The 22330-nt window shown below is 65.5% G+C and carries 23 protein-coding genes and 1 pseudogene; 13 read left to right on the top strand and 11 right to left on the bottom strand.

The genetic code is table 11. The annotated features are described in order from the left end of the window. Positions 1 to 15: 15 nt before the first annotated feature. Positions 16 to 2036: pseudogene (locus LW136_RS06655) on the bottom strand (methyl-accepting chemotaxis protein). 376 nt (positions 2037 to 2412) lie between these two features. Between LW136_RS06655 and LW136_RS06650 the strand changes: the two are divergent. Beyond that, the gene (locus LW136_RS06650) at positions 2413 to 3639 is read left to right on the top strand and encodes an MFS transporter (RefSeq protein WP_041013285.1); all 1227 of its coding nucleotides are present in this window, start codon (positions 2413 to 2415) and stop codon (positions 3637 to 3639) included. 131 nt (positions 3640 to 3770) lie between these two features. Beyond that, positions 3771 to 4718, top strand: coding sequence for an alpha/beta hydrolase (locus LW136_RS06645; RefSeq protein ID WP_234174782.1), 948 nt, complete (start codon positions 3771 to 3773; stop codon positions 4716 to 4718). 6 nt (positions 4719 to 4724) lie between these two features. On the opposite strand, the gene LW136_RS06640 is transcribed toward LW136_RS06645, so the two are convergent. Together LW136_RS06640 and LW136_RS06635 are read right to left on the bottom strand one after the other, a co-directional pair. Then, on the bottom strand, positions 4725 to 5738 hold the full coding sequence (locus LW136_RS06640; protein ID WP_041013283.1) for an alpha/beta fold hydrolase: 1014 nt from the start codon (positions 5736 to 5738) through the stop codon (positions 4725 to 4727). A 121-nt stretch (positions 5739 to 5859) separates the two neighbouring features. Beyond that, complete coding sequence (locus LW136_RS06635) at positions 5860 to 7479, bottom strand: methyl-accepting chemotaxis protein (RefSeq protein WP_041013282.1); 1620 nt, start codon at positions 7477 to 7479, stop codon at positions 5860 to 5862. 472 nt (positions 7480 to 7951) lie between these two features. On the opposite strand from LW136_RS06635, the gene LW136_RS06630 reads away from it, so the two are divergent. Then, on the top strand, positions 7952 to 8302 hold the full coding sequence (locus LW136_RS06630; protein ID WP_041013281.1) for a DUF6746 family protein: 351 nt from the start codon (positions 7952 to 7954) through the stop codon (positions 8300 to 8302). Positions 8303 to 8311: 9 nt separating this feature from the next. Here the strand turns inward: LW136_RS06630 and LW136_RS06625 are convergent, their stop codons facing one another. Next, the gene (locus LW136_RS06625) at positions 8312 to 8737 is read right to left on the bottom strand and encodes a 3-isopropylmalate dehydratase (protein WP_041013280.1); all 426 of its coding nucleotides are present in this window, start codon (positions 8735 to 8737) and stop codon (positions 8312 to 8314) included. A gap of 112 nt (positions 8738 to 8849) precedes the next feature. Between LW136_RS06625 and LW136_RS06620 the strand changes: the two genes are divergently transcribed. Continuing rightward, entirely contained in the window at positions 8850 to 9701 is an 852-nt protein-coding gene (locus LW136_RS06620; protein WP_041013279.1) for an AraC family transcriptional regulator, read from the top strand. Here the strand turns inward: LW136_RS06620 and LW136_RS06615 are convergent. From LW136_RS06615 to LW136_RS06605, 3 genes are all read right to left on the bottom strand, one after another. Continuing rightward, positions 9687 to 10274, bottom strand: a complete 588-nt coding sequence (locus LW136_RS06615) for a LysE family translocator (RefSeq protein WP_041013278.1) — start codon at positions 10272 to 10274, stop codon at positions 9687 to 9689. The genes LW136_RS06620 and LW136_RS06615 overlap by 15 nt on opposite strands. A 241-nt stretch (positions 10275 to 10515) precedes the next feature. Beyond that, a complete protein-coding gene (locus LW136_RS06610) occupies positions 10516 to 10725 on the bottom strand; it encodes a hypothetical protein (protein ID WP_014821157.1) in 210 nt (69 codons plus the stop codon). Positions 10726 to 10765: 40 nt separating this feature from the next. Further along, positions 10766 to 10954 carry a hypothetical protein gene (locus LW136_RS06605; RefSeq protein WP_014821158.1) on the bottom strand — a complete coding sequence of 63 codons (189 nt, stop codon included), beginning with the start codon at positions 10952 to 10954 and terminating at the stop codon, positions 10766 to 10768. Between the two features lie 227 nt (positions 10955 to 11181). On the opposite strand from LW136_RS06605, the gene LW136_RS06600 reads away from it, so the two are divergent. Continuing rightward, the gene (locus tag LW136_RS06600; RefSeq protein WP_014821159.1) at positions 11182 to 11583 is read left to right on the top strand and encodes a hypothetical protein; all 402 of its coding nucleotides are present in this window, start codon (positions 11182 to 11184) and stop codon (positions 11581 to 11583) included. Positions 11584 to 11881: 298 nt separating this feature from the next. After that, entirely contained in the window at positions 11882 to 13147 is a 1266-nt protein-coding gene (locus LW136_RS06595; protein WP_041013277.1) for a DUF445 domain-containing protein, read from the top strand. Between the two features lie 7 nt (positions 13148 to 13154). On the opposite strand, the gene LW136_RS06590 is transcribed toward LW136_RS06595, so the two are convergent. The 4 genes from LW136_RS06590 to LW136_RS06575 form a co-directional block, all read right to left on the bottom strand. Beyond that, complete coding sequence (locus LW136_RS06590) at positions 13155 to 13793, bottom strand: ABC transporter ATP-binding protein (RefSeq protein ID WP_234174781.1); 639 nt, start codon at positions 13791 to 13793, stop codon at positions 13155 to 13157. Beyond that, positions 13786 to 14547, bottom strand: coding sequence for an ABC transporter permease (locus LW136_RS06585; RefSeq protein WP_041013276.1), 762 nt, complete (start codon positions 14545 to 14547; stop codon positions 13786 to 13788). Before LW136_RS06585 ends, LW136_RS06590 begins: the two co-directional genes overlap by 8 nt. Continuing rightward, positions 14544 to 15524, bottom strand: coding sequence for an ABC transporter substrate-binding protein (locus tag LW136_RS06580; protein ID WP_192871740.1), 981 nt, complete (start codon positions 15522 to 15524; stop codon positions 14544 to 14546). The genes LW136_RS06585 and LW136_RS06580 overlap by 4 nt, the downstream gene beginning before the upstream one ends. Before the next feature lie 108 nt (positions 15525 to 15632). After that, a complete protein-coding gene (locus LW136_RS06575) occupies positions 15633 to 16076 on the bottom strand; it encodes an HIT family protein (protein ID WP_041013274.1) in 444 nt (147 codons plus the stop codon). 137 nt (positions 16077 to 16213) lie between these two features. Here LW136_RS06575 and LW136_RS06570 point away from each other — a divergent pair, with 137 nt between their 5' ends. From LW136_RS06570 to LW136_RS06540, 7 genes are all read left to right on the top strand, one after another. Beyond that, positions 16214 to 17464, top strand: coding sequence for a M20/M25/M40 family metallo-hydrolase (locus LW136_RS06570; protein WP_041013273.1), 1251 nt, complete (start codon positions 16214 to 16216; stop codon positions 17462 to 17464). Between the two features lie 98 nt (positions 17465 to 17562). Beyond that, positions 17563 to 18117 carry a COG3904 family protein gene (locus LW136_RS06565; RefSeq protein WP_041013272.1) on the top strand — a complete coding sequence of 185 codons (555 nt, stop codon included), beginning with the start codon at positions 17563 to 17565 and terminating at the stop codon, positions 18115 to 18117. A gap of 1 nt (position 18118) precedes the next feature. Continuing rightward, positions 18119 to 18868, top strand: a complete 750-nt coding sequence (locus LW136_RS06560) for a CPBP family intramembrane glutamic endopeptidase (RefSeq protein WP_041013271.1) — start codon at positions 18119 to 18121, stop codon at positions 18866 to 18868. 120 nt (positions 18869 to 18988) lie between these two features. Then, on the top strand, positions 18989 to 19408 hold the full coding sequence (locus tag LW136_RS06555) for a YciI family protein (RefSeq protein ID WP_234174780.1): 420 nt from the start codon (positions 18989 to 18991) through the stop codon (positions 19406 to 19408). 16 nt (positions 19409 to 19424) lie between these two features. After that, on the top strand, positions 19425 to 19844 hold the full coding sequence (locus LW136_RS06550; protein ID WP_041013269.1) for a VOC family protein: 420 nt from the start codon (positions 19425 to 19427) through the stop codon (positions 19842 to 19844). A 142-nt stretch (positions 19845 to 19986) separates the two neighbouring features. Then, a complete protein-coding gene (locus tag LW136_RS06545) occupies positions 19987 to 21150 on the top strand; it encodes an acetyltransferase domain-containing protein (RefSeq protein WP_234174779.1) in 1164 nt (387 codons plus the stop codon). 143 nt (positions 21151 to 21293) lie between these two features. Beyond that, positions 21294 to 22277 carry a ribonuclease Z gene (locus LW136_RS06540; protein WP_234174778.1) on the top strand — a complete coding sequence of 328 codons (984 nt, stop codon included), beginning with the start codon at positions 21294 to 21296 and terminating at the stop codon, positions 22275 to 22277. Positions 22278 to 22330 lie beyond the last annotated feature (53 nt).

The following is a 22330-nucleotide window of genomic DNA, read 5'->3' as shown; positions in this document are numbered from 1 at the left end:
TCGCTGCACACGTGCTCAACTCGCCTTGAAGCGGCTGACGTTGTCCAGCAGGGTGCCAGCAAGGTCGCTGAGGCGGCTGGCAGTGTGGTGATTGCTGCCTACCGCCTCACCGTTCTCCTCGGCCATGCGCGCAATGGTGGTCACCTGCTGGGCGATCTCGGCGGACGCCGCGCTCTGCTCGCGCAAGGCATTGGAGATCTCCGCCACGGTGGACAGCACCTGATTGGCCGCCTCGCGAATGCCACCCATGGCCTCGCCGGCCCGCTGCGCGCGTGCGACGCCCTCATTGACTCGCACCACACCCTGCTCCATGCCATGTACCGCGCCCTCTGTGCCTTGCTGGATGGCCGCAACCATCTGCGCGATCTCCTTGGTGGAATTGGCGGTACGCTCGGCCAGCTTGCGCACCTCATCGGCCACCACGGCGAAGCCGCGCCCCTGGTCACCGGCCCGCGCCGCTTCGATCGCCGCATTCAGCGCCAGCAGATTGGTCTGTGCGGCGATGTCACCGATCACCCCGACGATGGCCGAGATCTGCCCGGAGCGTTCGCCCAGCTCGGCCACAGTACGCGCCGAATCGCCCACCGATACGGCGATCTGGCTGATTTCATCGACCACCGCGGCGACGATCTCACCGCCCTGACGCGACAGTTCGCCAGAGCGATGCGCCAGTGCATCAGCCTCGCCCGCGTTGCGCGCGATGCTCTCGATGCCGACGGTCATTTCTTCGACCGCCGCCGCCATGCTCGACGCGGCGTCGCTCTGGCACTGCGAGGCGACATGGATCTGCCCCGAGGCGGTAACCAGGCTGCGCGCCGAGTCGGCGACATGGTCGGAGTTGTTCTTGATGCTGCCGATCAGCCCGCGCATGGCGTCGGCCATGTCGTTGAAGCTGCCGGCGACGAAGCGCAGCTCGTCGCGCGCAGCCAGATCGATATGGGTTGTCAGATCGCCAGCGGCGAGCCGCTCGCTGCCGGCGCGCAGGCTGCGGATGCTGGCCACCACCGACAGATAGGCACCCACCGAGAGATAGCCGATCACCGCCAGCACCACCAGCAGCACGGTCAGGTTGCCGAGCAGCACCTTCGGGCGTCCTCGATACGCTGTTCGAGCAGGCCGTCCAGGCTTGGCAGCAGCACGTCGCGCATCTGCGCATAGCCGATGCTGATCGCCTCGGTGGTCATGTCGAAGAACTGCGCTGACGAGGTGCTGCTGAAGTCAGCACGCACCACCATGTCCTGCACCACCGCATCGATCACCAGGCCACGTTCGCGCATGGTGGCGACGGCGCGGCTCAACGGCGGCTGGAGTTCCGGCCGCTCGGCAACCACCTTGTCGATACTGCGCTCCATGTCCTGGGTCGCCGACTTGATTTGCTCGGTCAGCACAATCAGCGCAGTGCGTTGCGGCTCGCTCATCTCGCCCCTGGCCAGTATCGCCGACGCACTACCGCGCAGGCGGCCCAGCCGCTCGATCAGAAACGGCATGCGGCTAACCGCGGTGGTCATCAGGTAATAGGTCTGCGGCTCGGGATCGAAGGTCAGGCCGTAGGCGTCCGCCACCTGGGTCTGGAAGTCCAGTAGTTGGGCGATCAGCGCGGTGTGCGCGTCATAGCTTTGCGGCTGGGACCAGCTCTGCACGGCCAGCTTGATGCCATCCCAGTCTCGACCGATCGCCTGCCACTCGCGCGTGACGCGCTTGTCCTCGGCCAGTGCCTGGCTCATCTCCACCAGGGCGGTATCGACACGGGTTTGCAGGGCGGAGCGCCGATCCGCCATGTCCGTGTTGCCGCCGAGCAGCATGGCGGACACACCGCGATGCTGCTGGGTCAGCTCAATCAGGCTCGACAAGGGGCGCGCCAGCGCTGTGGCGACCAGCTCGCTCTCCGCTCGCTCGATGGTGCGGTTGAGCTGGCCGGCGAGGGTCAGCATCAGGCTGGCGAAGGCAAGGAAGACCAGCAGCCCCAGCACACCGAACTTGATCGGATAGCTGAGCCGGTTCATCAACAGTTCGGCGGGGAAAAACAGCAATTTCATGGGACATGTCCTGACGTGACGTGGCACTGCACGGCGCCGCTCGACGTCGTGTCACTCCGGACGCGGCGCCTGGCTAAAGCCAGACTGAGAGTGGCAACCGGACGCGCGGGAGTTGCCGCGCAAAATACGGAGCCGACCGGGCGGTCACCGTGACCACGATCAAGAACGAGAGCCAGGAAAACGGCGCCAGTCGACCATCCATCTGGATGGGCCTGTCGGCTGCGGCAGGCCCCGTGAATTTCCGTCCGGGACGGGCGAACTCCCGCGGGCTGAAGCACTCCCAAACCCCCAGAGCATCTGCTTCTTTGGCGGTAGGGCTTTACCTACGCGAACCAGCGTGAATAATGCCGCCCCTTTTCGACGCGACGAGGTAACCATGACGGCGCCAGCTACCGCAGCGACTCCACCCCTTTCCGCCCGCGCCGTGCTGCTGCTCGAGCTGGCGCTGGCCATGGGTGGCTTCGCCATCGGCACCGGTGAGTTCGCCATCATGGGCCTGATGCCGAACGTGGCCGAGGGGCTGGGCATCAGCGAACCCCAGGTCGGCAACGTGATCAGCACCTACGCCCTGGGCGTGGTGGTGGGCGCACCGTTACTGGCGATCCTCGGCTCACGGCTGTTCCGCCGGCACCTGCTGCTGTTGCTGATGGGTTTCTTCGCCTTGGGCAACTTCGCCAGCGCCCTGGCGCCGGATTACTCGACGCTGATGATCTTTCGCTTCGTCACCGGCCTGCCCCACGGTGCCTATTTCGGCGTGGCGATGCTGGTGGCTGCTTCCATGGTGCCGCCGGACAAACGCGCCCAGGCCGTCGCCCGCGTGCTGATGGGGCTGACCGTGGCAATCCTGATCGGCAACCCGCTGGCCACCTGGCTCGGACAATGGGCGAGCTGGCGCTATGCGTTCGCCCTGGTTGGTGCCATCGCCCTGCTGACGGTGCTGCTGGTGGCGCTGTTCCTGCCGCCGAACCGCAACGAACCGCGCAACAGCCCGCTGCACGAAATCCGTGCGTTCAACCGGCCACAGGTCTGGCTGGCGCTGGCGATCAGCTCGATCGGCTTCGCTGGCATGTTCTGTGTGTTCAGCTACATGGCGCCGACGTTGCTGAACGTCACCGGCGTTAGCGCCGGCTGGATTCCGTTCGCCCTCGCCGCGTTCGGCCTTGGCGGCATCGTCGGCAATCTGGTCGGCGGCTGGCTGTTCGATCGGCTGCGCTTCAAAGCGGTCGCCTGGCTGCTACTGTGGAGCGCGCTGGTGCTGCTGGTATTCCCGCTGGCAGCGCACTCGGTGTGGACGATCTTTCCGGCGGTATTCGCGGTGGGCACCATGGTGTCGCTGTCGCCCGCGCTGCAGACCCATCTGATGGATGTCGCCGCGGATGCGCAGACCCTCGCCGCGGCGTCCAATCATGCCGCCTTCAACATCGCCAATGCCCTTGGTCCGTGGCTGGGCGGGCTGGCGATCACCGCCGGCTTCGGCTGGACATCCACCGGCTATATCGGCGCGGCTACCGCCGTTGGCGGTCTGCTGGTGTTCGCCTGGGCCTGGAAGATCGAGCGCGCGGTACAGGACGCCGATGCCGGGCAGGCGACCTGCTGCTCCTGAGGCCGAAGCCGGCCGTCCGCTCGTGACGACAATGGCGCGCAACATGCAGTAATCAGTGAAGCGATGGCCCGCCTTGCAGATCATTCGGCAAGCGGGTCCTATCTACGATTCCTGATTTCGAGACCCTGACCTTGCAGCATTTCTTCCTGTTCCGCAGCAAAGCCCGGCGGCTCTGCCTGCTGCTGATTACCCTGTTCACCGTCGGTCTTCCGGTCGGCTGTTCGGTGCTCGAACAGAAAGAGCGCGAGCTGGTGTTCCGTATCGAACCGGGCACCGCGTCCTGGTTCAGCGGCCTGCCGCGTGGCGTCGAGGAGCTGCAGCTGACCGATTCCGCGTTCGGTGACGAGCAGAACATTCATGCCTGGTGGTGGCCGGCCGCCAACGCCGATGCACCCGCCCTGCTCTACCTGCACGGCGTGCGCTGGAACCTCACCGGCCACCTTTTTCGTCTGGAACAGCTGCGCGCGCTGGGCTTCTCGGTGCTGGCCATCGACTACCGCGGCTTCGCCCAGAGCCTTGGCGACCTGCCGTCGGAGCGCAGCGTGTATGCCGATGCGCGCATCGGCTGGGAACGCCTGAAGGAATTCCAGCCGGATCCCAGCAAGCGCTTCATCTACGGGCATTCCCTCGGCGGCGCGGTGGCCGTCGACCTGGCCGCCGAACTCGGGCAGCAGGCCGAGCGCGACAGCGTACCGGCCGAGGCGCGCGCGCTGATCATCGAGTCGACCTTCACCTCGCTGGCCGACGTGGCGACAGCCGTGTCCGACACCTCGCTGCCGGTGCGCTGGCTGCTGTCGCAGAAGTTCGATTCGCTGGAGAAGATCGACCAGATCGGCATGCCACTGCTGGTGGTGCACGGCACTGATGACCGCTATGTGCCGCCGCGCTTCAGCGAGCAGCTGTATCAGGCTGCGCGCCAGCCCAAGCAATTGCTGCTGGTCGAGGGCGCCACGCACAACAACAGCCTGCGCGTGGCGCTCGGCGCCTATGGCCGAGCGCTGCAGGCGCTGCTGGAATCGGGCGGGCAACGCCTAGGTGCCGCGCAGCCGCCCCTGGTGAAAGCAGCGGAGCGCGGCTGACACGTATTAGCGCTGCGCCTCCAGCCTCTCGAGCAGCGCACGGTGGAATTCTTCTGGTGCCTCGACCTGCGGTGAATGCCCAAGATCAGGGAAGGCCACCAGCGTCGCATCCGGAATCATCGCGGCAGCCTGGCGACCCAGCTCGGGATAGTTGCCCAGGCGCTTGGCGACATCCTCCGGCGCACGGTTGGCGCCCGGCGCGGTGCGATCCAGCCCGCCGATCAGCAGCAAGGTCGGCGTCCTGATCCGCGAAAACTCATGGATCACCGGCTGGGTAAAAACCATCTCCGAGGTCTGTGCCTGGTTCCAGGCGACCTGTTCCTTGCCGTCCCCGGCATACATTCCGGCGAGCATGCCGACCCAACGCTCGTACTCCGGCTTCCAGCTGCCGTTGTAGTAGAACTTCTGCTGGTAGGCCTTGATGCTGTCGAAGTTGGTTTTGAGTTCCGACTGATAGAGCTGATCGATCGAGGCGTACGGCACGCCTTCAGCCTGCCAGTCTTCCAGACCGATGGGGTTGACCAGCACCAGCTGCTCGACCCGCTGTGGGTAGTTCAGCGCCAGTCGCGCGGCCAGCATGCCGCCCATGGAATGGCCGATCACGGTAACCTGCTCGATGTCTTCCTGCTCCAGCAGCGCCTGGGTGTTGTGCGCCAACTGGGCGAAGCTGAACTGGTAACCCTCGGGCTTGCTCGAGCTGCAGAAACCGACCTGATCGGGAGCGATGACCCGGTAACCGGCCTGGCTGAGCACCTCGATGGTGCGCTCCCAGGTCGCCCCGCAGAAGTTCTTGCCATGCAGCAACAGCGCCGTGCGGCCGTTCGCCTTGCCCTGCGGCTCGACGTCCATGAAGGCCATTTCCAGCGCCTTGCCCTGGGACTCGAAACGGTAATGCTTGAGCGGATGCGGATAGCTGAAGCCTTCCAGCTGCGGGCCGTAGGCGGTTCGGCTTTCGGCCAGCAGCGGCAGGCTCAGGGTTAGACCGGCGGCAAGCGCCAGGGCGGACACGGCTGTTTTCACGCGCGACTCCTGTTCGGTACGAATCGGGAAACTCCGTACATAGGAATGCATTCGTGCAGCCGGGTTCGCGGTCGGATTGCCACAATGCATGTCCCGACCGCGTCAGCCCATCCCTCTTCGCTTACAGACGGAAGCGCCCGACCAGCTGGTTGAGCTGCGTCGCCAGGCGCGCCAGCTCGTCGCTGGCCACCGAGGTCTGCTGCGCGCCGGTGGCGCTCTGCTCTGAGATGTCACGGATGGCCACCAGGTTGCGATCCACCTCCCGCGCGACCTGTGCCTGCTCCTCGGCGGCGCTGGCGATCACCAGGTTCATCTCGTTGATCTGCCCGACGCGCTCGGCGATCAGCCCCAGCGCCTGATCCGCTTCGCCGGCCATGGTCTGGCTGCGCGTAGCGAATTCACTGCTCTGCTGCATGTCGCGCACCGATTGCTCGGTAGCGCTCTGGATCGCGCCGATCATGCGTTCAATCTCCTGGGTCGAGCTCTGCGTGCGCTGCGCGAGGTTACGCACCTCGTCGGCGACCACCGCGAATCCACGTCCAGCCTCGCCGGCCCGCGCGGCCTCGATGGCGGCGTTGAGCGCGAGCAGATTGGTCTGGTCGGCGATCGCGCGAATCACATCCACCACCTGCCCGATGCTCGCAGCCTCTTGGGCCAGGTGGGTCACGGTGGCCGCGGTCTGCTGCAGCTTGTCGCTCAGCTGGTCGATGGTCTGCCGCGTGGCAGTCACCTGGCGGCGGCCGTCGTCGGCGACCGTCTCGGCATCGCGCGAAGCATCGGAGGTGCGGTTGGCGTTGCCGGCCACTTCGTCCACCGCGGCGGACATCTCGGTGACCGCGGTGGCGGCCATCTGCACTTCCTCGTTCTGCTGATGGATGCCTTGGGCGGTGTGCTGGGTGACCGCGTGCAGCTCCTCGGCAGCCGACGCCAGCTGGGTCGCCGAGCCCTGGATGTCCTGCAGCGTATCGCGCAGGGTGCGCTGCATCTGACGGATCGACTGCTGCACCTCGGTGATTTCGTCCTTGCCGCGACACTCGATGGTGCGACTCAAATCACCCGCAGCCACTGCGGCCGCGGCCTGCTTCAACTCCTCCAGCGGCCGGCTGATGCTGCGCAGCATCACCATGGCGAACAGGCCGCCGCCCACCAGCAGCGCCAGCAACAGGCCGATGTTCAGCAGGCGGTTGCGCTGATAGAGCGCCTGCGCCTGTTCGTACTCGGCCTTGGCCTCGCCCAGTTGCAGCTCGATCAGCTGGGAGAAGCCCTCGGAGATGGGATCGACCAGCGGATACAGGTCGTTGATGACGAACGCCGCCAGACGTTTCTCGCTGTGCCGGTCCAGCGTGCGCTCGAGGGCGTCGAAGGGTTCCTCCGTGGCCTTCATCAGCGTCTCGATCCGCGAGGCAAGCTGCCGCTCGGCATCGACCAAGTGGGTGTTCAGGTATGCCAGCCAGAGCCGGTTGATCTCGGCGCGGGCGTTGCGCACCTCGTCACGCGCCTGCGGATAGCTGAGCATGCCGCTGCGGGCCTTGTGCGTCGCATCGACGATCTTCACCGCGTACAGGTCGACGATCAGCTTGAGGTCACGCAGCGGCACGACGCGGTCCAGGTACACGGTGTTGAGCCCGGCCACGCTGCGCTGCTGGGCATTGAGCCCGGTCAGCCCGATCACCAGGCAGGCCGCAAGCATGGCCCCGACCAGAATCAGCAGGCGGGCACGGATTGTCAGTTGCTGCATCATTCGTTCTTTTCCATATGGCGTGCCGTTCGTGAGGAGCGGCAAATTGGCAAAAGTGAGGCATAACGGTCGAACCGGCGCGTCGGGCGTGGGACGTGCCGAGTGGTCCTGTTGCAGGACGCGAATCGCGGAAGAGGAAGCGGGAGCGTGATCTTGTTGTTGGGTCTACAGACGCCTGCCGAGCACAGGCGGAATGCCAGCACGCGAGATCATATCGGCCAAGCATGGTCGCCCTTTAATGAAAAATCATCGCAAGGTGCGTGCCAGAGCGGTCGGACAGTTCAACTCAGCAGCGGCTGCGGCCTTGCAGGAGCGACAGTGATGAGGTCTGCACCGCCGATGAATTTCCCGGGCCAGCCCTGCCGTGCGACGCGGCATGCGACTAATGACGCAGCGCAGACTGTGCGCTACTACACAGCGTCAGTACCCGCAGGTGATACCTTCGCGGCCGACCAAATTCAGCAAGGGACCTGTCGTGAAAACGCTTATCCGGACCGCCGCTCTGGCGCTGACCACCATCGTCGCCAACCATGCCTTCGCCGAGGCACCGCCACCTAGCAACTTGGCCGAGGCGGTGAAGCAATTCTCCGAATACAACACCCGCCTCGACCAGGCCCTGGCGCAGGAGCAGACACCGGAGAACATGGCGCAGATCCACGAACTGACCTACACGCTGAAAGCGGCGCTGGAGAAAATCGTCGAGGAAATGGACGGGCTGAACGATACCCTGGAGGAAATCCACATCGCCTCGGAAGCCGAGAGCGCCGACGAAGTCAGCAGCTACGGCGCGGACTATCTGAAGACTGCGCGGACGGTGATCAAGTAATCCGCCGCATCAGGGCTCGACCGGCACGATATCGAAGCCGATGCGGTTGTCGCTGATGACGCGATATTCCAGCGTCTGCCCCGCCTGCACCTGCGCCAGTTTCTCGCGGCGCAGGCTGAGCTTGCCACACAGCGTGTCGTCCAGCGGATCGGTGCCGATGCTGACGATCCGCGCACCGGCCGGCACCTGAAAACGTACCACCTCGCCGACGTGGATGCGCGCAGCCAGCTCACGATCGATCAGCACGGCGATGTAGCAGCCGCCGCCACGCAAGCCGAAATCCCGCGTCACCACCACCTCACCGGCGTTCTCCAGGGGCTGTTGGTAGGCCAGCACCCGCTCGGCCGGCACCGGTTCGATGTCCTCGGCATCGGGCTGCCAGGATGAACAGCCAGCCAGCGACAGCAGTGCAGTGAAAGCGAGGGTCAGACGCATGGAAACTCCTTGGCCGGGACTGAAATGGCGAACCTGGTCGTCGAGCATGCCAGAGCGCCGAATGATTGCTAGAGTCTGACTACAGTTTCGTATCGATGACGGCAGGCACAACGTGAACAATCCGGACGACAGCCAGCCACGCTTCTGGCGCGACGCCGCCCTACCCTTCCTCGAGGCGCGGGCGGTCGCCGATGGGCGCAGGGTCTGCTATGCGCCGCACTGTCACGAGACCTTTTCCATCGGCGCGATCACCGCCGGCGCCAGCACCTACTTCAACGGCACGGCACGCCAGCGGATCGCCCGCGGCGCCGTGGTGATCATCAATCCGCAAACGGTGCATGCCTGCAACCCCATCGACGGCCAACCCTGGTCGTACCTGATGTTCTACGTCGACACGCGCTGGCTGGGCGCGCTGCAGCATGAACTGGGCGTCAGCACCGACGGCTGCTTCATTCCCTACACGCCGATCCAGAGCCTCGACCCGGCGTTGTTCACCGGGTTGACCAGGCTGTACGCGACCCTGCTCGACCCGCAGGCGGGCACGCTGCAGCGGCAGAGCACGGCGGTCGAGTACTTCACGCTGCTGCAGCAGACCCTTGCCCCGGCAGCCGCCAGCCCGGGCGCTGAGCCCGTCGAACAGCTGCGACGGGCGGCCGACTACATTGCCGAACACTGTACCCAGGCGCTGCGCCTGGAAGACATCTGCCAGGCAGCCGCGCTGTCGCCGTCCTATCTGATCCGCACCTTCAGGCAGCACTACGGCATGACCCCGCATGCCTATCTGCTCAACCGTCGCATCCAGCGCAGCCAGCACTGGCTGCGCCAGGGTCATGACCTCGCCGAGGTAGCACTGGCCGCCGGTTTTGCGGACCAGGCGCACTTCCAGCGCACCTTCAAACGTCAGCTGGCGGCGACGCCCGGGCAGTACCGGGATCGCATCGCGCCGGGCTCAGCCCGCCACTAGATAGAACGCACTGCCTGCCAGCAACAGTGCCATCGCTCGATTGAGCCAGCGCACCCGCCCCGGCTCCTGCAGGTAGCGGCTGAGAAAGGCGCCAGCTCCGGCCCAGCAGGCAATCGAGCCATAACAGATGACGAAATACAGGCCGGCGAACAGCCAGACCCGCAGCACATCGCCATTCGCCGCGAACAGCCCCATGCCCGCCACTGACGCCAGCCAGGCCTTTGGATTGAGCCATTGCATCAGCGCGCCGTCGAGCAGCGACGGGCCATTGCCGGCCGCAGCGGGTTCCGGACGGCCATCATCGACTGCAAGCCTCCAGGCCATGTAGAGCAGGAAGGCGACCCCGCCCCACTGGATGCCACGCATCAGAATCGGCGCCCGCTCGAGCAGCTCGTAAAGCCCGAGGCCGATCAGCAGCAGCAACAGGGTGAAACCTACAGTTGCACCGGTGATGTGCCGAGCACTGGCGCGAAAGCCGAAACGCGCGCCACAGTTGAGCGCGACCAGGTTGACCGGGCCAGGAGTAATCGACGAGGCCAGGGCGAACGCAGCCATCGAGAGATAGGGGTCCATGAGTACTCTGCTTACCAGTGGAAGATGGTGGGCAGGCTATGGGCCCGACAGGGCATGGTATTGAAGGAAATTGCCCTAGTGGCCTGTGTAGTGAGTTGGTTGAGGCAAGTTCGGATGAACAGGGCTCCGAGATAAGGCGCTGCGGCGAGTCATAGCGGGCTATGGCAAGGAGCAGCAACACAGTATCGGGGCCATGGGCGCCGAAATTGCCCGACTGAACTTACCAAACAGGCGGCTATGTCTACAGGTGATGGCTCCCCGGATAGGGACGCGCCTCCTCCAGCTCGCCATCGCGACCGAATACCTCGACCGACGCGGCGCGGCCGTCCATGTAGGCATCCAGCGCGCTGTACATCTCGTCCTTGGTGAGGGTTCGCAGCACGGTTTTCTGGGTTTGCTGGTCTTCCAGCTCCCAGCCCATTTCGGTGGGCCTGACCTGATAAATGTTCATGGTGACTCCTCTGGGGCGGCGATTGTCGTGGGCGGATGGGTCAGCTCGGCTCGCCGGAACCGTCTTCTCCCTGGATGTCCGGATCGTCCGGCAACGTCTCAGGCTCGTCAGGATCGTCCAGCGGCGAAGGCTGGTCGTCGTAGTCCGGGTCTTCGCCGGCGTTCTTTTCGCCTCCATCGGTCATGGTCACATCAGGCTCATCGCCTGCCTGCTGGTCATCTGCCTTCATGGTTGCCTCGGCTGTCGCGGGTGGATGACTGATATCGATTGGAGGCGACAAACCACGCGACGTTCGAACCGCACGGCACCGGCGGTCCGAAGGTTGCCGTGGCGCCGCCGCAGGATTGCCCGACCGATCCCGTGCCACTATCGGCGGGCGCGACCATGCAACCGATTGCACTGCCCGAGCCGCTCCACCACACTGCCCCCTCACACCCAACCGCAGTCGGAGATTCCATGCAGACACTCACCCCACAATCCCGCGCGGCCATTCTCGAAAACCCGGAAGCCCTGGAATGCACCCTGTACCGCCCCGACGAATACGACGAGGAAGCGGAAGAGCAGGATCTTGGTGACGCGCGCATCGTCATCAGCGGCCCCTTTGAAGCGCCAGCCGAATGGGATGCCAAGGACCGTGACGACTACTTCGACGGCACCGCGCCGGAAGCCTTCGTCGTCGCCCGCATCGCCTGCCAGGCAGCGCCCGACTCCGGCGTCTACTTCACTGCCGTGCCCGGCGACTACGCCGCCGTCACGGAAAGCCCGGGCCAGGTATCGATGTTCTACGTCTGGGACTGCCTGAACGATGCCGAAGGCCAGTACGTGCTGATCCGCGAGGAAGAGGACGACGAGGTCTGATCCACCTCCGGCGATTACATCCACCGGGCGTGTTCCGGTGGATGCGCGAAGCGACATCCACCCGGCGATTCAGCAGAGTCCGTCGGGTGGACCTCGGCGCAGCCGTGCCGTCTCAAGCAGCGGCACCGGCCTGGTCCAGGCTGCCGTACGAATCCATCCTGCAGGCAAGTTTCAGCCCAGCTAGCCCAACCGCCTGACGATCCGCATCATCATGCGTTTCATTCAAGCGCCGACCTCATCGCCCTGCTTCGCTGTCTACCCCCTAGAGATTCCATTCGCCCACACGACGAGGACCTGCATGCGTTCCATGATCAGCGCCTGGCAGTCACCGGTTTCGCGCATGAAGCTGGTCGCCGGCCTTCTGTTGCTACTGGCCGCCCTGCTCTACATCGTCGCGACACGCTTCGAAGCCAGCCATTCGGCCTGGGGCTACGTCGCCTCGTTCGCCGAAGCCGCCATGATCGGCGCGATCGCCGACTGGTTCGCCGTCACCGCGCTGTTCCGCCACCCGCTGGGTCTGCCGATCCCGCACACGGCGATCATCCCGCGCAGCAAGGCACGCATCGGTCAGAACCTGTCCAGCTTCATCACCACGCATTTCCTCGCCACGCCGCTGGTGCTCGCCAAGCTGCAGGAACTCGACATCGCCTCGCGCCTGGCCGGCTGGCTACGCCATCCGAGCAATGCCGAGGCGGTCGGCCGCAGGCTCACCGGCGTTGCACATTTCGGCATCGCCGCGCTGCATGACGAGCGCGTGCGCGCCTTCGTCGAGGCCAAGGTGACCACGCGACTGCGCAGGTTCGACCTCTCCGCCCCGCTGGCCCAGGCCTTGCGCGTGCTGACCAGCCAGGGCCGGCATCAGGCGATGCTCGACGAGTTGCTGATCCGCCTCGATTCGATCATGCAGGATGAGGAAACCCGCGCGCTGGTCGCCGACGCCATCAGCCGGGAAATCCGCACCCTGCGCTATCTCGGCCTGAGCCGGCCGGTGAGCGGCTGGTCGGCGAACAAGTTCGTCGATGGCCTGTCCGCATTGATCGCCGAGATCGCCGCCGACCCCGAGCATCTGATCCGCCAGCGTTTCGACGAACACGTCAGCGAATACATCGAGCGCCTGGAGCAGGACCCGCAATACGCCCTGGAGGTCGAGCGCATCCTCGCGCAGCTCTTGGAGCACCCGGCTACCAGCGCCTATTTCGGCAACCTCTGGCAGGAACTCACCGCCTGGCTGGAGAGCGACCTGGCCAGTGACGATTCACGCATCGGCCGACGCATCGTCAGCCTCTGCCGCGGCCTCGGCGACGGCCTGGCGGCGGACGAATCCATGCGCAACTGGATCAACGAGCAACTGCTGGCCGCCGCGCCCGGCCTGCTGGAGCGCTATCGCGGGCAGATCGGCGCCTATATCGCGCAGCGCGTGGAGAACTGGGAAAGCCGCGAGCTGGTCGAGCAGCTGGAACAGAGCGTCGGCAAGGACCTGCAGTACATCCGCATCAACGGCACGCTGGTCGGCGGGCTGGTCGGTCTGGCGCTACACGCGCTGACGCAGCTGCTGGCCGGCTGAATGCCGCTCAGGCGCGGCGCTCGCTGAGCTGACTGAGGCTGGCGGCGCTGCCGAGCGGCTCATCGCAGCGCAATGTCGCCGGGACGCCGCTCAGGTACCACAGGCAGTTGGCCAGATCGTCGGCATCGCGCGGATCGTGGGTCACGCAGATCATCGCCATGGCCGGGTGCTGATCCAGCAGGCGGGCGATCAGGCCGCGCAGTTCGGCGGCGCGCTCGGCATCCAGCGAGGCGAAGGGTTCGTCGAGCAGCAACAGATCCGGCTTGATCGCCAGGCAGCGCGCCAGTGCCGCCCTGCGCGCCATGCCCAGCGAGAGCTGATCCGGCAGGCTATCGGCCGCGCCACTCAGCCCGACCTCGGCCAGCAGCCGCTCGATGTCCGCCGCGCTCGCGCCGACCAGCGCCAGGTTCTGTCGCACCGTGCGCCAGGGCAACAGGCGATGCTCCTGAAACAGGTAGCCGACGCGCAAGCCGGCGCGCTGCTCGATCATCGGCCGCAGCTGCGGATCGAGCCCGGCAATGCCGTTGAGCAGCGTCGTCTTGCCGACACCGGACGGCCCGAGCAGACAGATGCGATCGCCTTCGCGCACCTGCGCATCGATCACGCCCAGCACGGGGTGACGGCCATCCAGGCGCAGCTCAAGCATGGCGCACACCCGCTTCGCGCCAGGACGATGCGCGACGCTCCAGCGGCTGCAACAGCGCCAGTTCGATCAGCTGGACCACGGCGATGAAGGCCAGGCTGTAGGCGAGGATGCTCGCCACGTCGAACACCTGAAAGGCCATATGCAGCTGAAAGCCGATGCCATCCGAGCGACCGAGCAGCTCGACCACCAGCACGATCTTCCAGATCAGCGCCAGCCCGCCGCGAGTGGCGGCCATCAGGTAGGGAAACAGCTGCGGCAGCCAGACATGCCTGATCCGCTGCCAGCGCGTGAAACGGTAGACCAGCGCCATCTGTTCCAGCTTGGGATCGATACTGCGTGCGCCCTCGCGCACGGTGACGGCCACGTTCGGCACCTTGTTGATCACCACCGCCAGTACCGCCGCAGCTTCGACCAGACCGAACCAGACGTAGAGCAGGATGATGGTGACCAGCGCCGGCAGGTTGAGAAACAGCACCAGCAGCGGATCGAGCACGGCATTGGCCAGCCGCGAGCGGCCCATCCACACGCCTAGCAGCGTGCCCAGTGCCATCGCCAGCACGAAGGCGAACAGCACGCGACGCAGGGTAACCAGCAGATGTTCGGGCAGTTCACCGCTCTGCGTGGCCCGCCAGAAGGTGTCGAGCACGGCGGCCGGACTCGGCAGCAGCGGCGTCTGCACGACCAGCGCAATCAGCGTCCAGAGTGCCACCGCGCATGGCAGGGCGATCCAGCAGGCCCAGCGCGAGCCGTTCATGGCGTGCTCTGGAATGACGCGGCCGGCATCAGTTTCGCCGGATCGGCGCCGGTGAGGGTCAACAGTCGTTGCAGGTCGGCGATACGCCGCTCATCCAGCGGCTGCGGAATGCCGGCGAGGAAACTGTCACGCAGCGCGGCGAACACGCCATCCTCGTCGGCACGCATCAGCGACCGCAGCGCCTGCCAGTGCGCCGGCTCGCTGGCGAGCTCGTGCTTGGTCTGGCCCAACGCCATGGCGAAACGCTGCAGCAGCGCCTCATGCTCGACGGCCCAGGATTCGGAGAACAGATAGCCGAGCACCGGCAGGTGGGGATCAAGCTCCAATGATCGGAGCAGATCATCGAGACTGAACGCCACCTGCACACCACCCTCGCCACGCATGCGCGCGGAGAAATGCCAGAAGGTCAGCAGCGCATCCACCTGACCGCGGCGCAGCGCCTGGCTGAGCAGTGGCGGTGCGGCGTACTGAACAGTCGCCCGTTTGGACAGATCGATTCCGTCCTGGGCCGCGGCATGCTGCAGCAACTGCCAGCCCAGCCCGTCCGGCCCGCCAGCGACGCCGATGCGCTTGCCGCGCAGGTCGGCCAGCGTGCGGATGGCGCTGCCTTCGGGCACCAGCACCTCACCAATCTGGGAGGAGAAAGGTACGTAGCGATAAGCCGTGCCGGCCTGGTAACGCGCCTGCGCCCAGAGCAGATCGCTCACCGCGCCGTCGACGCTGCCGCTGGTCAATGCCAGTCGCGAGGCCGGCACATCGGCCACCAGTCGCACCTTCAGCTCGAAACCGTTGGCGCGGTCCAGCCCCTGACGCTTGAGATGCTCAAGCTCCCAGTGCGGCGTGCCGAACTGCAGCACGCTGAGGGTCAGCACCGGCAGCTCCTGCGCCTGTGCCCACAGGGGCAGCAATACAAGCGCCAACAGCGCGCGGCGAGCGCGCAGAACGAACGGGGTGAGGAAGGGCAATGAAAGCATCATGCCCGCAGGGTATGAAGCCCCCTGCCGGGCACGAATTGTACTTTGGTGCCTGTTGGCTGCTGCGATGGTCGCAGCGGGCTTGACCCCGCCACGACATCGCGGCCTGGCTCAGCCCTGCGCGGCGATCCGCTGCTGCAAGCGCGCCTGGAGCTTTTCCAGATCGGCTGGATCGGCCTTGCGGGCGGCATGAATGCCGAGCCCCTCGCCCGAGTAGCGCGGCACGATATGCACGTGGATGTGGAACACCGTCTGCCCCGCCGGCGCACCATTGAACTGCGCGACCTGCACACCATCCGGCTGCAGCTCGTCGACGATCACCCGGGTGAGCTTCTGCACCAGGGCCATGACCTTGGCCAGCGCGTCGGTATCCACATCGAGGATGTTGCAGGCCGCCGAGCGCTTGGGAATCACCAGCGTATGGCCGAAGGACTGCGGGAACAGGTCGAGGAAGGCCAGTACGTCGTCATCCTCGTAGAGTTTGTAGCAGGGCGCATCGCCGCGAATGATCTGGGCGAAGATGTTCTGCGGATCGTAGGGCGTGGTCAGGGACACCTGGAGTTCTCCGGCAAGTGGAAAAGGCAGACATTAGCATTCTCCGCGCGGCTGCGACCCGTGCGGCGATGCTTCGGAACGTTGCGGGCCTGGCCGCGCTCTCAAGCTCATCACCCCCGCGATCCGAGGTTATTCCGATGCACGTACGCGCCGTCGCCCCGATTGCTGCTGCAGTCGCGCTTTGCCTTTCATCGCTGTCCGCCATGGCCGCCGAAATCAAACCTGCCGAGCTGCTCGAACAGGCCAAGGCCGAACAGAGCGCCTATATCGCAACCGTGAAGCAGCTGGTGGCGGTGGATACCGGCACCGGCCAGGCCGAGGGTCTGGCCACGGTCAGCCAGATGCTGGTCGAGCGCCTGCAGGCACTGGGTGCCGAGGTCAGCACCAGCCCGGCCGCACCATCGGCCGGCGACAACATCGTCGGCACCCTCAAGGGCAGCGGCGACAAGGACTTCCTGCTGATGGTGCATTACGACACGGTGTTCGCCGAAGGCACCGCCGCGGAGAGCCCGTTCCGCATGGACGAGAAGCGCGCCTACGGCCCCGGCGTGGCCGATGCCAAGGGTGGCGTGGCGATGATCCTGCATGCGCTGGAGCTGCTCAAGGCGCAGCAGTTCGACGCCTACGGCACGATCACCGTACTGTTCAACCCGGATGAGGAAATGGGCTCGGCGGGCTCGAAGAAGATCATCGCCGAACTGGCCCGCAAGCATGATTACGTCTTCTCCTACGAGCCGCCGGATCGCGATGCGGTGACCACCGCCACCAATGGCATCAATGCGGTGATGCTGGAGGTGAACGGCAAATCCTCCCACGCCGGTTCCGCACCTGAGGAGGGTCGCAACGCCGTGCTGGAACTGGCGCACCAGCTGGTGCAGCTCAAGGACCTGGGCGACCCGGACAAGGGCACCACGGTCAGCTGGACCATGATCGCCGGCGGTGAGAAGCGCAACATCATCCCGAACAAGGCGACCGCCGAAGCAGACATGCGCTACTCCGATATCAGCGAGACCGAACGCGTGCTCGCCGATGCGCAGAAGATCATCGAGAACAAGCTGATCGACGAAACCCGCGTCGAGCTGCGCGTCGACAAGGGCCGCCCACCGCTGGCGAAGAATCCGGCATCGGAGCGCCTGGCCGAAACCGCACAGCGCCTGTATGGCGAGATCGACCAGCGTATCGAGCCGATCGCCATGCGCTTCGGCACCGATGCCGGTTACGCCTATGTGCCGGACAGCGACAAGCCGGCCGTGCTGGAAACCATGGGTGTGGTCGGTGCCGGGCTGCACTCGGAAGACGAGTACATCGAGCTGTCGAGCATCGCGCCGCGGCTGTATCTGACGACGGCGATGATTCGCGCATTGTCCGCCGAAGACGCCGCACGCTGATACGCAATCCAGGCCCGAGCGAGGGGCGAAGGTCGCAGTAGGCGAAAGCCGGCGCTGCGGGTATCTTCGCCACCTCCCATTTCAGGACTGCCCGCTCGATGCTTCGCTTCGTCACCCTCTGCGCACTGGCGCTGTTCGCCTGCACTGCCCACGCCAAGGTCGAGGTGCTGCCGCTGGAACATGAAGATCAGGGCCTGGTGCTGGTCGCACGCGTTACCGAACAGATTGCGCCGGGTGACTACGAGGCGCTGCTCAAGGGCATCATGGCCCACCCTGGCAAACACGCGCGCAAGCTGCTGATCCTCGACAACATCGGCGGCAGCGCAGCGGAAGCCATGCGCATGGGCTATCTGCTGCGCGAGACGGGCTTCGACGCCCTGGTGCCGGCGACCGCGGTCTGCCAGGGCAGCTGCATCTATCTGCTGGCGGCGGGACGACAGCGCACCGTGCGCGGCTATGTCGGCCTGCATCGGCCGTACGTGGCCAATGGCGAGTCGGCGCAGTCCATCAGCCAGCGACCACACCGCGCACCACGCATCTACTTCCGGGACATGGGCGTCAATACGCGGCTGGCGGACGACATGCAGCTGATCGAACCGTGGCGCATGCGCGTGCTCACGCCAAAGGAGCTCGCGCGTTATCGGCTGCAATAGTGTGATTCGCAGGCTGCACTACTGCATTCCGGTCGTCGCGCTATCGCTCGGCCTGGCCCTCGGCATGATCGAGCCGGTTGGCGCGCTGGCCGTTCTGCTATTCGCTGGCTGGCTTGTCGCTCAGCCGCACATCCCCTACTCGCCGTGGCTGTTCGGTACGCTGCTCGGCGCCCTGTTGCTCGCCGCACATCTGCTGCCCGGCTTCAGCCCGCTGCCGCTCGGCCCACCGCAGGATCTGGGCGGAGCCTCGGCCTGGCAATTGCGCATCAGCCCGGGCAAGGCGATGGTCGCGGCACTGCTGCTGGCCTGGTGGCTGGGCCAGCCACGAACGGATTGGCGCTCGATCAGACTCACCCTGCTTGCGTCAGGCGCCTGCCTGATTCTCGTCCCGCTGCTGGCGCTGGCCTCTGGCGTGCTGGGCTGGCAACCGAAAGGGCCGGCGCTGTTCCTGCCCTGGCTGCTGATCAACCTGGGCATCACCTGCCTGGCCGAAGAGCTGATCTTTCGCGGCCTGCTGCAGCGTGCACTGGTCGGACGCTTCGGTGCGGTCGCCGGCATCGGCCTGGCGACTGCCCTGTTCGGCGCCGCGCACCTGCCGGCAGGCTTCGGTTTCGCCGGGCTCGCCACGCTGGCCGGTCTGGGCTACGGCCTGGCCTTCCATTACTCCGGTGACCGCCTGTGGGTCGCGGTGTTTCTGCACGGTGCGGTCAACAGCCTGCATCTGCTTCTGCTGACCTATCCACTGCCCTGAGCAAAGAATTTCTCAAAGACCTGTCGATTCCTTCCGCGCCCGTTCGACCAATGATCGGAGCCGGCGGAAATTGCCGTATGCCCGTCTAGGCTCTTTCCATTCCACTGAAGGAGTCCACCGATGCGTTTCATGGTGATGATCAAGGCCACCCCACAAACCGAAGCCGGCGAGATGCCCAGCGAGGACGTTCTCACGGCGATGGGCCGCTACAACGAAGACCTGGCCAATGCCGGCGTGCTGCTCGGCGGCGAGGGCCTGCAGCCAAGCCGCAAGGGCGCGCGTGTCCGTTTCAGCGACGGCCAGTGCAGTGTGGTCGACGGCCCGTTCGCCGAAACCCGCGAGCTGATCGCCGGCTACTGGCTGTTCCAGACCGCCTCGTTGCAGGAGGCCGTCGACTGGGTCAAGCGTTGCCCGCAGTCGGCCATCGGCGATTCGGAAATCGAGATTCGCCAGATATTCGAAGCGGAAGACTTCGGCGCCGAGTTCACCCCCGAACTGCGCGAGCAGGAAGACCGCCTGCGCGCGCAACTCAATCAATGACCGCAAGGAGCAAGCAATGAAGATCACCACCTACCTCACCCTCGACGGCACCACCCGCGAAGCGTTCACCTTCTACAAGGATGTGCTGGGCGGCACGCTGGAAATGATGACCTTTGCCCAGGCGCCGGATGCCGAGCAGTTTCCCGCCGAGTACCGCGAGCGGATCATGCACGCCTGCCTGAACCTCGGCGATGGTGTGCTGATGGCCTCCGACTCCTTGCCCGACACCTGTGGTGGCGGGCCGTACGAAGGCATCAAGGGTTGCTCGGTTTCCCTGCATCCGACCAGCGTGGATGAAAGCGAAAAGCTGTTCGCCGCACTGGCCGAGGGCGGCACGGTGATCATGCCGCTGGAGAAAACCTTCTGGGCCGAGCGCTTCGGCATGCTCACCGACCGCTTCGGCGTATCGTGGATGGTTAACTGCGAGCAGGGCTGAAGCATTCAGCCCTTTTACGCCGGGGACTATCGTGGTTGATTCGCATCTGGAGAGGCAGCGACTTTTGTTATAACGTATCGCACCTTTCAGCGGGCGCAGCGAGTCTGCGCCTGCATTGCGATCATCCTGCTGTGAGCCGCTCATGCCCTCCCCCGATTTCACTCCGCCAGCCGCGGCGCGCCTGCAATCCATCGACGCGCTGCGCGGCCTGGTGATCCTGTTCATGCTGCTGGACCATGTCCGCGAAACCTTCCTGCTGCATATGCAGGTGCCCGACCCAATGGACGTGGCGGTCACCGAGCCGGCGTTGTTCTTCAGCCGCACCCTGGCGCATCTCTGCGCTCCGGTATTCATCTTCCTGACCGGCCTGTCGGCCTTTCTTTATGGCGAAAAGCACCAGGACCGCCGTGCAGTGTCGAGCTTTCTGCTCAAACGAGGGCTGTTCCTGGTGGCGCTCGAATTCACCCTGGTCAACTTCGCCTGGACGTTCCAGTTCCCGCCGCAGGTGATCTATCTGCAAGTGATCTGGGCGATCGGCCTGAGCATGCTGGCGCTCTCGGCGCTGCTTTGGCTGCCGCGCCCTGCGCTGATCGTGCTGGGACTGGTGATCATTGGCGGCCACAACCTGCTCGACCCGCTGCAGTTCTCCGCAGACTTAGCATTGCACGTCCCCTGGGCCATCCTGCACGACCGCGGCTGGATCGAGGTTTCGGAAAACCTGCAGCTGCGCACCTCCTACCCGCTGCTACCGTGGATCGGCGTGATCGCCCTTGGCTACGCTGTCGGGCCCTGGTTCGCCAGAAACGCCGACCCCGAGCGACGCCAGCGCTACCTGGGCGGCTGGGCTCAAGGTGCCCTGCTGACCTTCGTTTTGCTGCGGCTGATCAACAGCTACGGCGAGCAGCCCTGGGTCGTCGGCGAGGACGGCCTGCGCACGCTGATGAGCCTGCTCAACGTCACCAAGTACCCACCGTCGCTGCTGTTCCTGTGCCTGACGCTGGGTTGCGGCCTGCTGCTCCTGCGTTGCTTCGAACGCAAGCAGGGCCGCGCCTGGCTGCGACCGCTCAGCGTGTTCGGCGCGGCCCCGATGTTCTTCTACCTGCTGCACCTGTACGTGCTGAAGCTGCTCTACATCGCCGCCGTGGCGATCTGGGGTCTGAACCGCGGCAATCACTTCGGCTTCGATGCGGTGTGGCCACTGTGGCTGTGCACCCTGGCGCTGGCGGTGCTGCTGTTCCCGGCGGTGCGCTGGTTCGCCGAACTCAAGGCACGGCGCAGGGACATTGCCTGGCTGAAGTACCTCTGAAGCGGCCCTGCGACAGTGCGAGGTCCGCGGCGCTCGGCCAGCCGGCCGGTCAGGACCGCGGCGTCGCAAAAATGCAATTGCAGCGGAGCCGGCAAAGGCTCAACCTTTCGCGGATCAGTTGAACGGCAGGAAGGAACGGCGGCGTGGATCTGTTATTTCTCGGCACTTCATCCGGCACCCCCACCCGCGCGCGCAATGTCACCGCTCTGGCCTTGCTGGAGGACACCGGCAAGAGCTGGTACCTGATTGACTGCGGCGAAGGCACCCAGCACCGGCTGTTGCGCACGCCGCTGTCTCTGCACGACCTGCGCGCCATCTGCATCACCCATGTACATGGCGACCACTGCTACGGCCTGCCCGGTCTGCTCGCCAGCGCCGGGATGATGGGGCGCAAGGCCGCGCTGACAATCATCTCGCCGCAGGGCATCGAAACCTGGGTGCGCGCCACGCTGGAGATGAGCCAGAGCTGGCTGGGCTACGACCTCGACTTTCACGCGGTCGAATCGCTGGGCGAGTGGCGCAACCTGAACATGCGCATCGAGGCCACCGCCCTGTCCCACCGTGTGCCCTGCTACGGCTACAGCTTCACCGAGGCCCGGCCTGATCCGCGGCTGGACATCGACCGCCTCGAGCGCGACGGCGTGCCCCGCGGCCCGCTCTGGGGCCAGCTGGCACGCGGCTTCGATGTCGAGCACGAAGGCCGGAAACTGCGCAGCGACGACTACCTGAGCTTCAGCCGTGCGCCGCAACGCATCGTCATCGGCGGCGACAATGATCGTCCCGATCTGCTTGCCGACGCCTGCCGCGGCGCCCAGTTGCTGGTGCACGAGGCGACCTACACCGAAGCGGTGGCCAACGACGCGCGCAATGACTTTGGCCACAGCACGGCGGCATCGGTGGCGCGCTTTGCGCAAACGGTCGGCCTGCCGAATCTTGTGCTGACCCACTTCAGCGCGCGCTATCAGAAGAACGCCGGGCGTGGTCACTCGATCGACGACCTGTGCGCCGAAGCCAGCGCCCTTTACGCCGGTAAGCTGCTGCTTGCCGAAGACTTCATGCGCCTGCACCTCGGCAAGGACGGCCAGCTGACGCCCGTCGAGCCACCTCGCCCACGCCCGCCACGCTGAACCGTAAAGATCGTCTGCAAACGCAGCGCCTGCAGCCCGGCTGACTACACTGG

Origin of the sequence: Stutzerimonas kunmingensis, assembly GCF_021432085.1 — a bacterium.
Lineage (GTDB): Bacteria > Pseudomonadota > Gammaproteobacteria > Pseudomonadales > Pseudomonadaceae > Stutzerimonas.
Note: the sequence above shows the minus strand (reverse complement) of the source record. Positions and strands in the feature narration are given on the sequence as shown.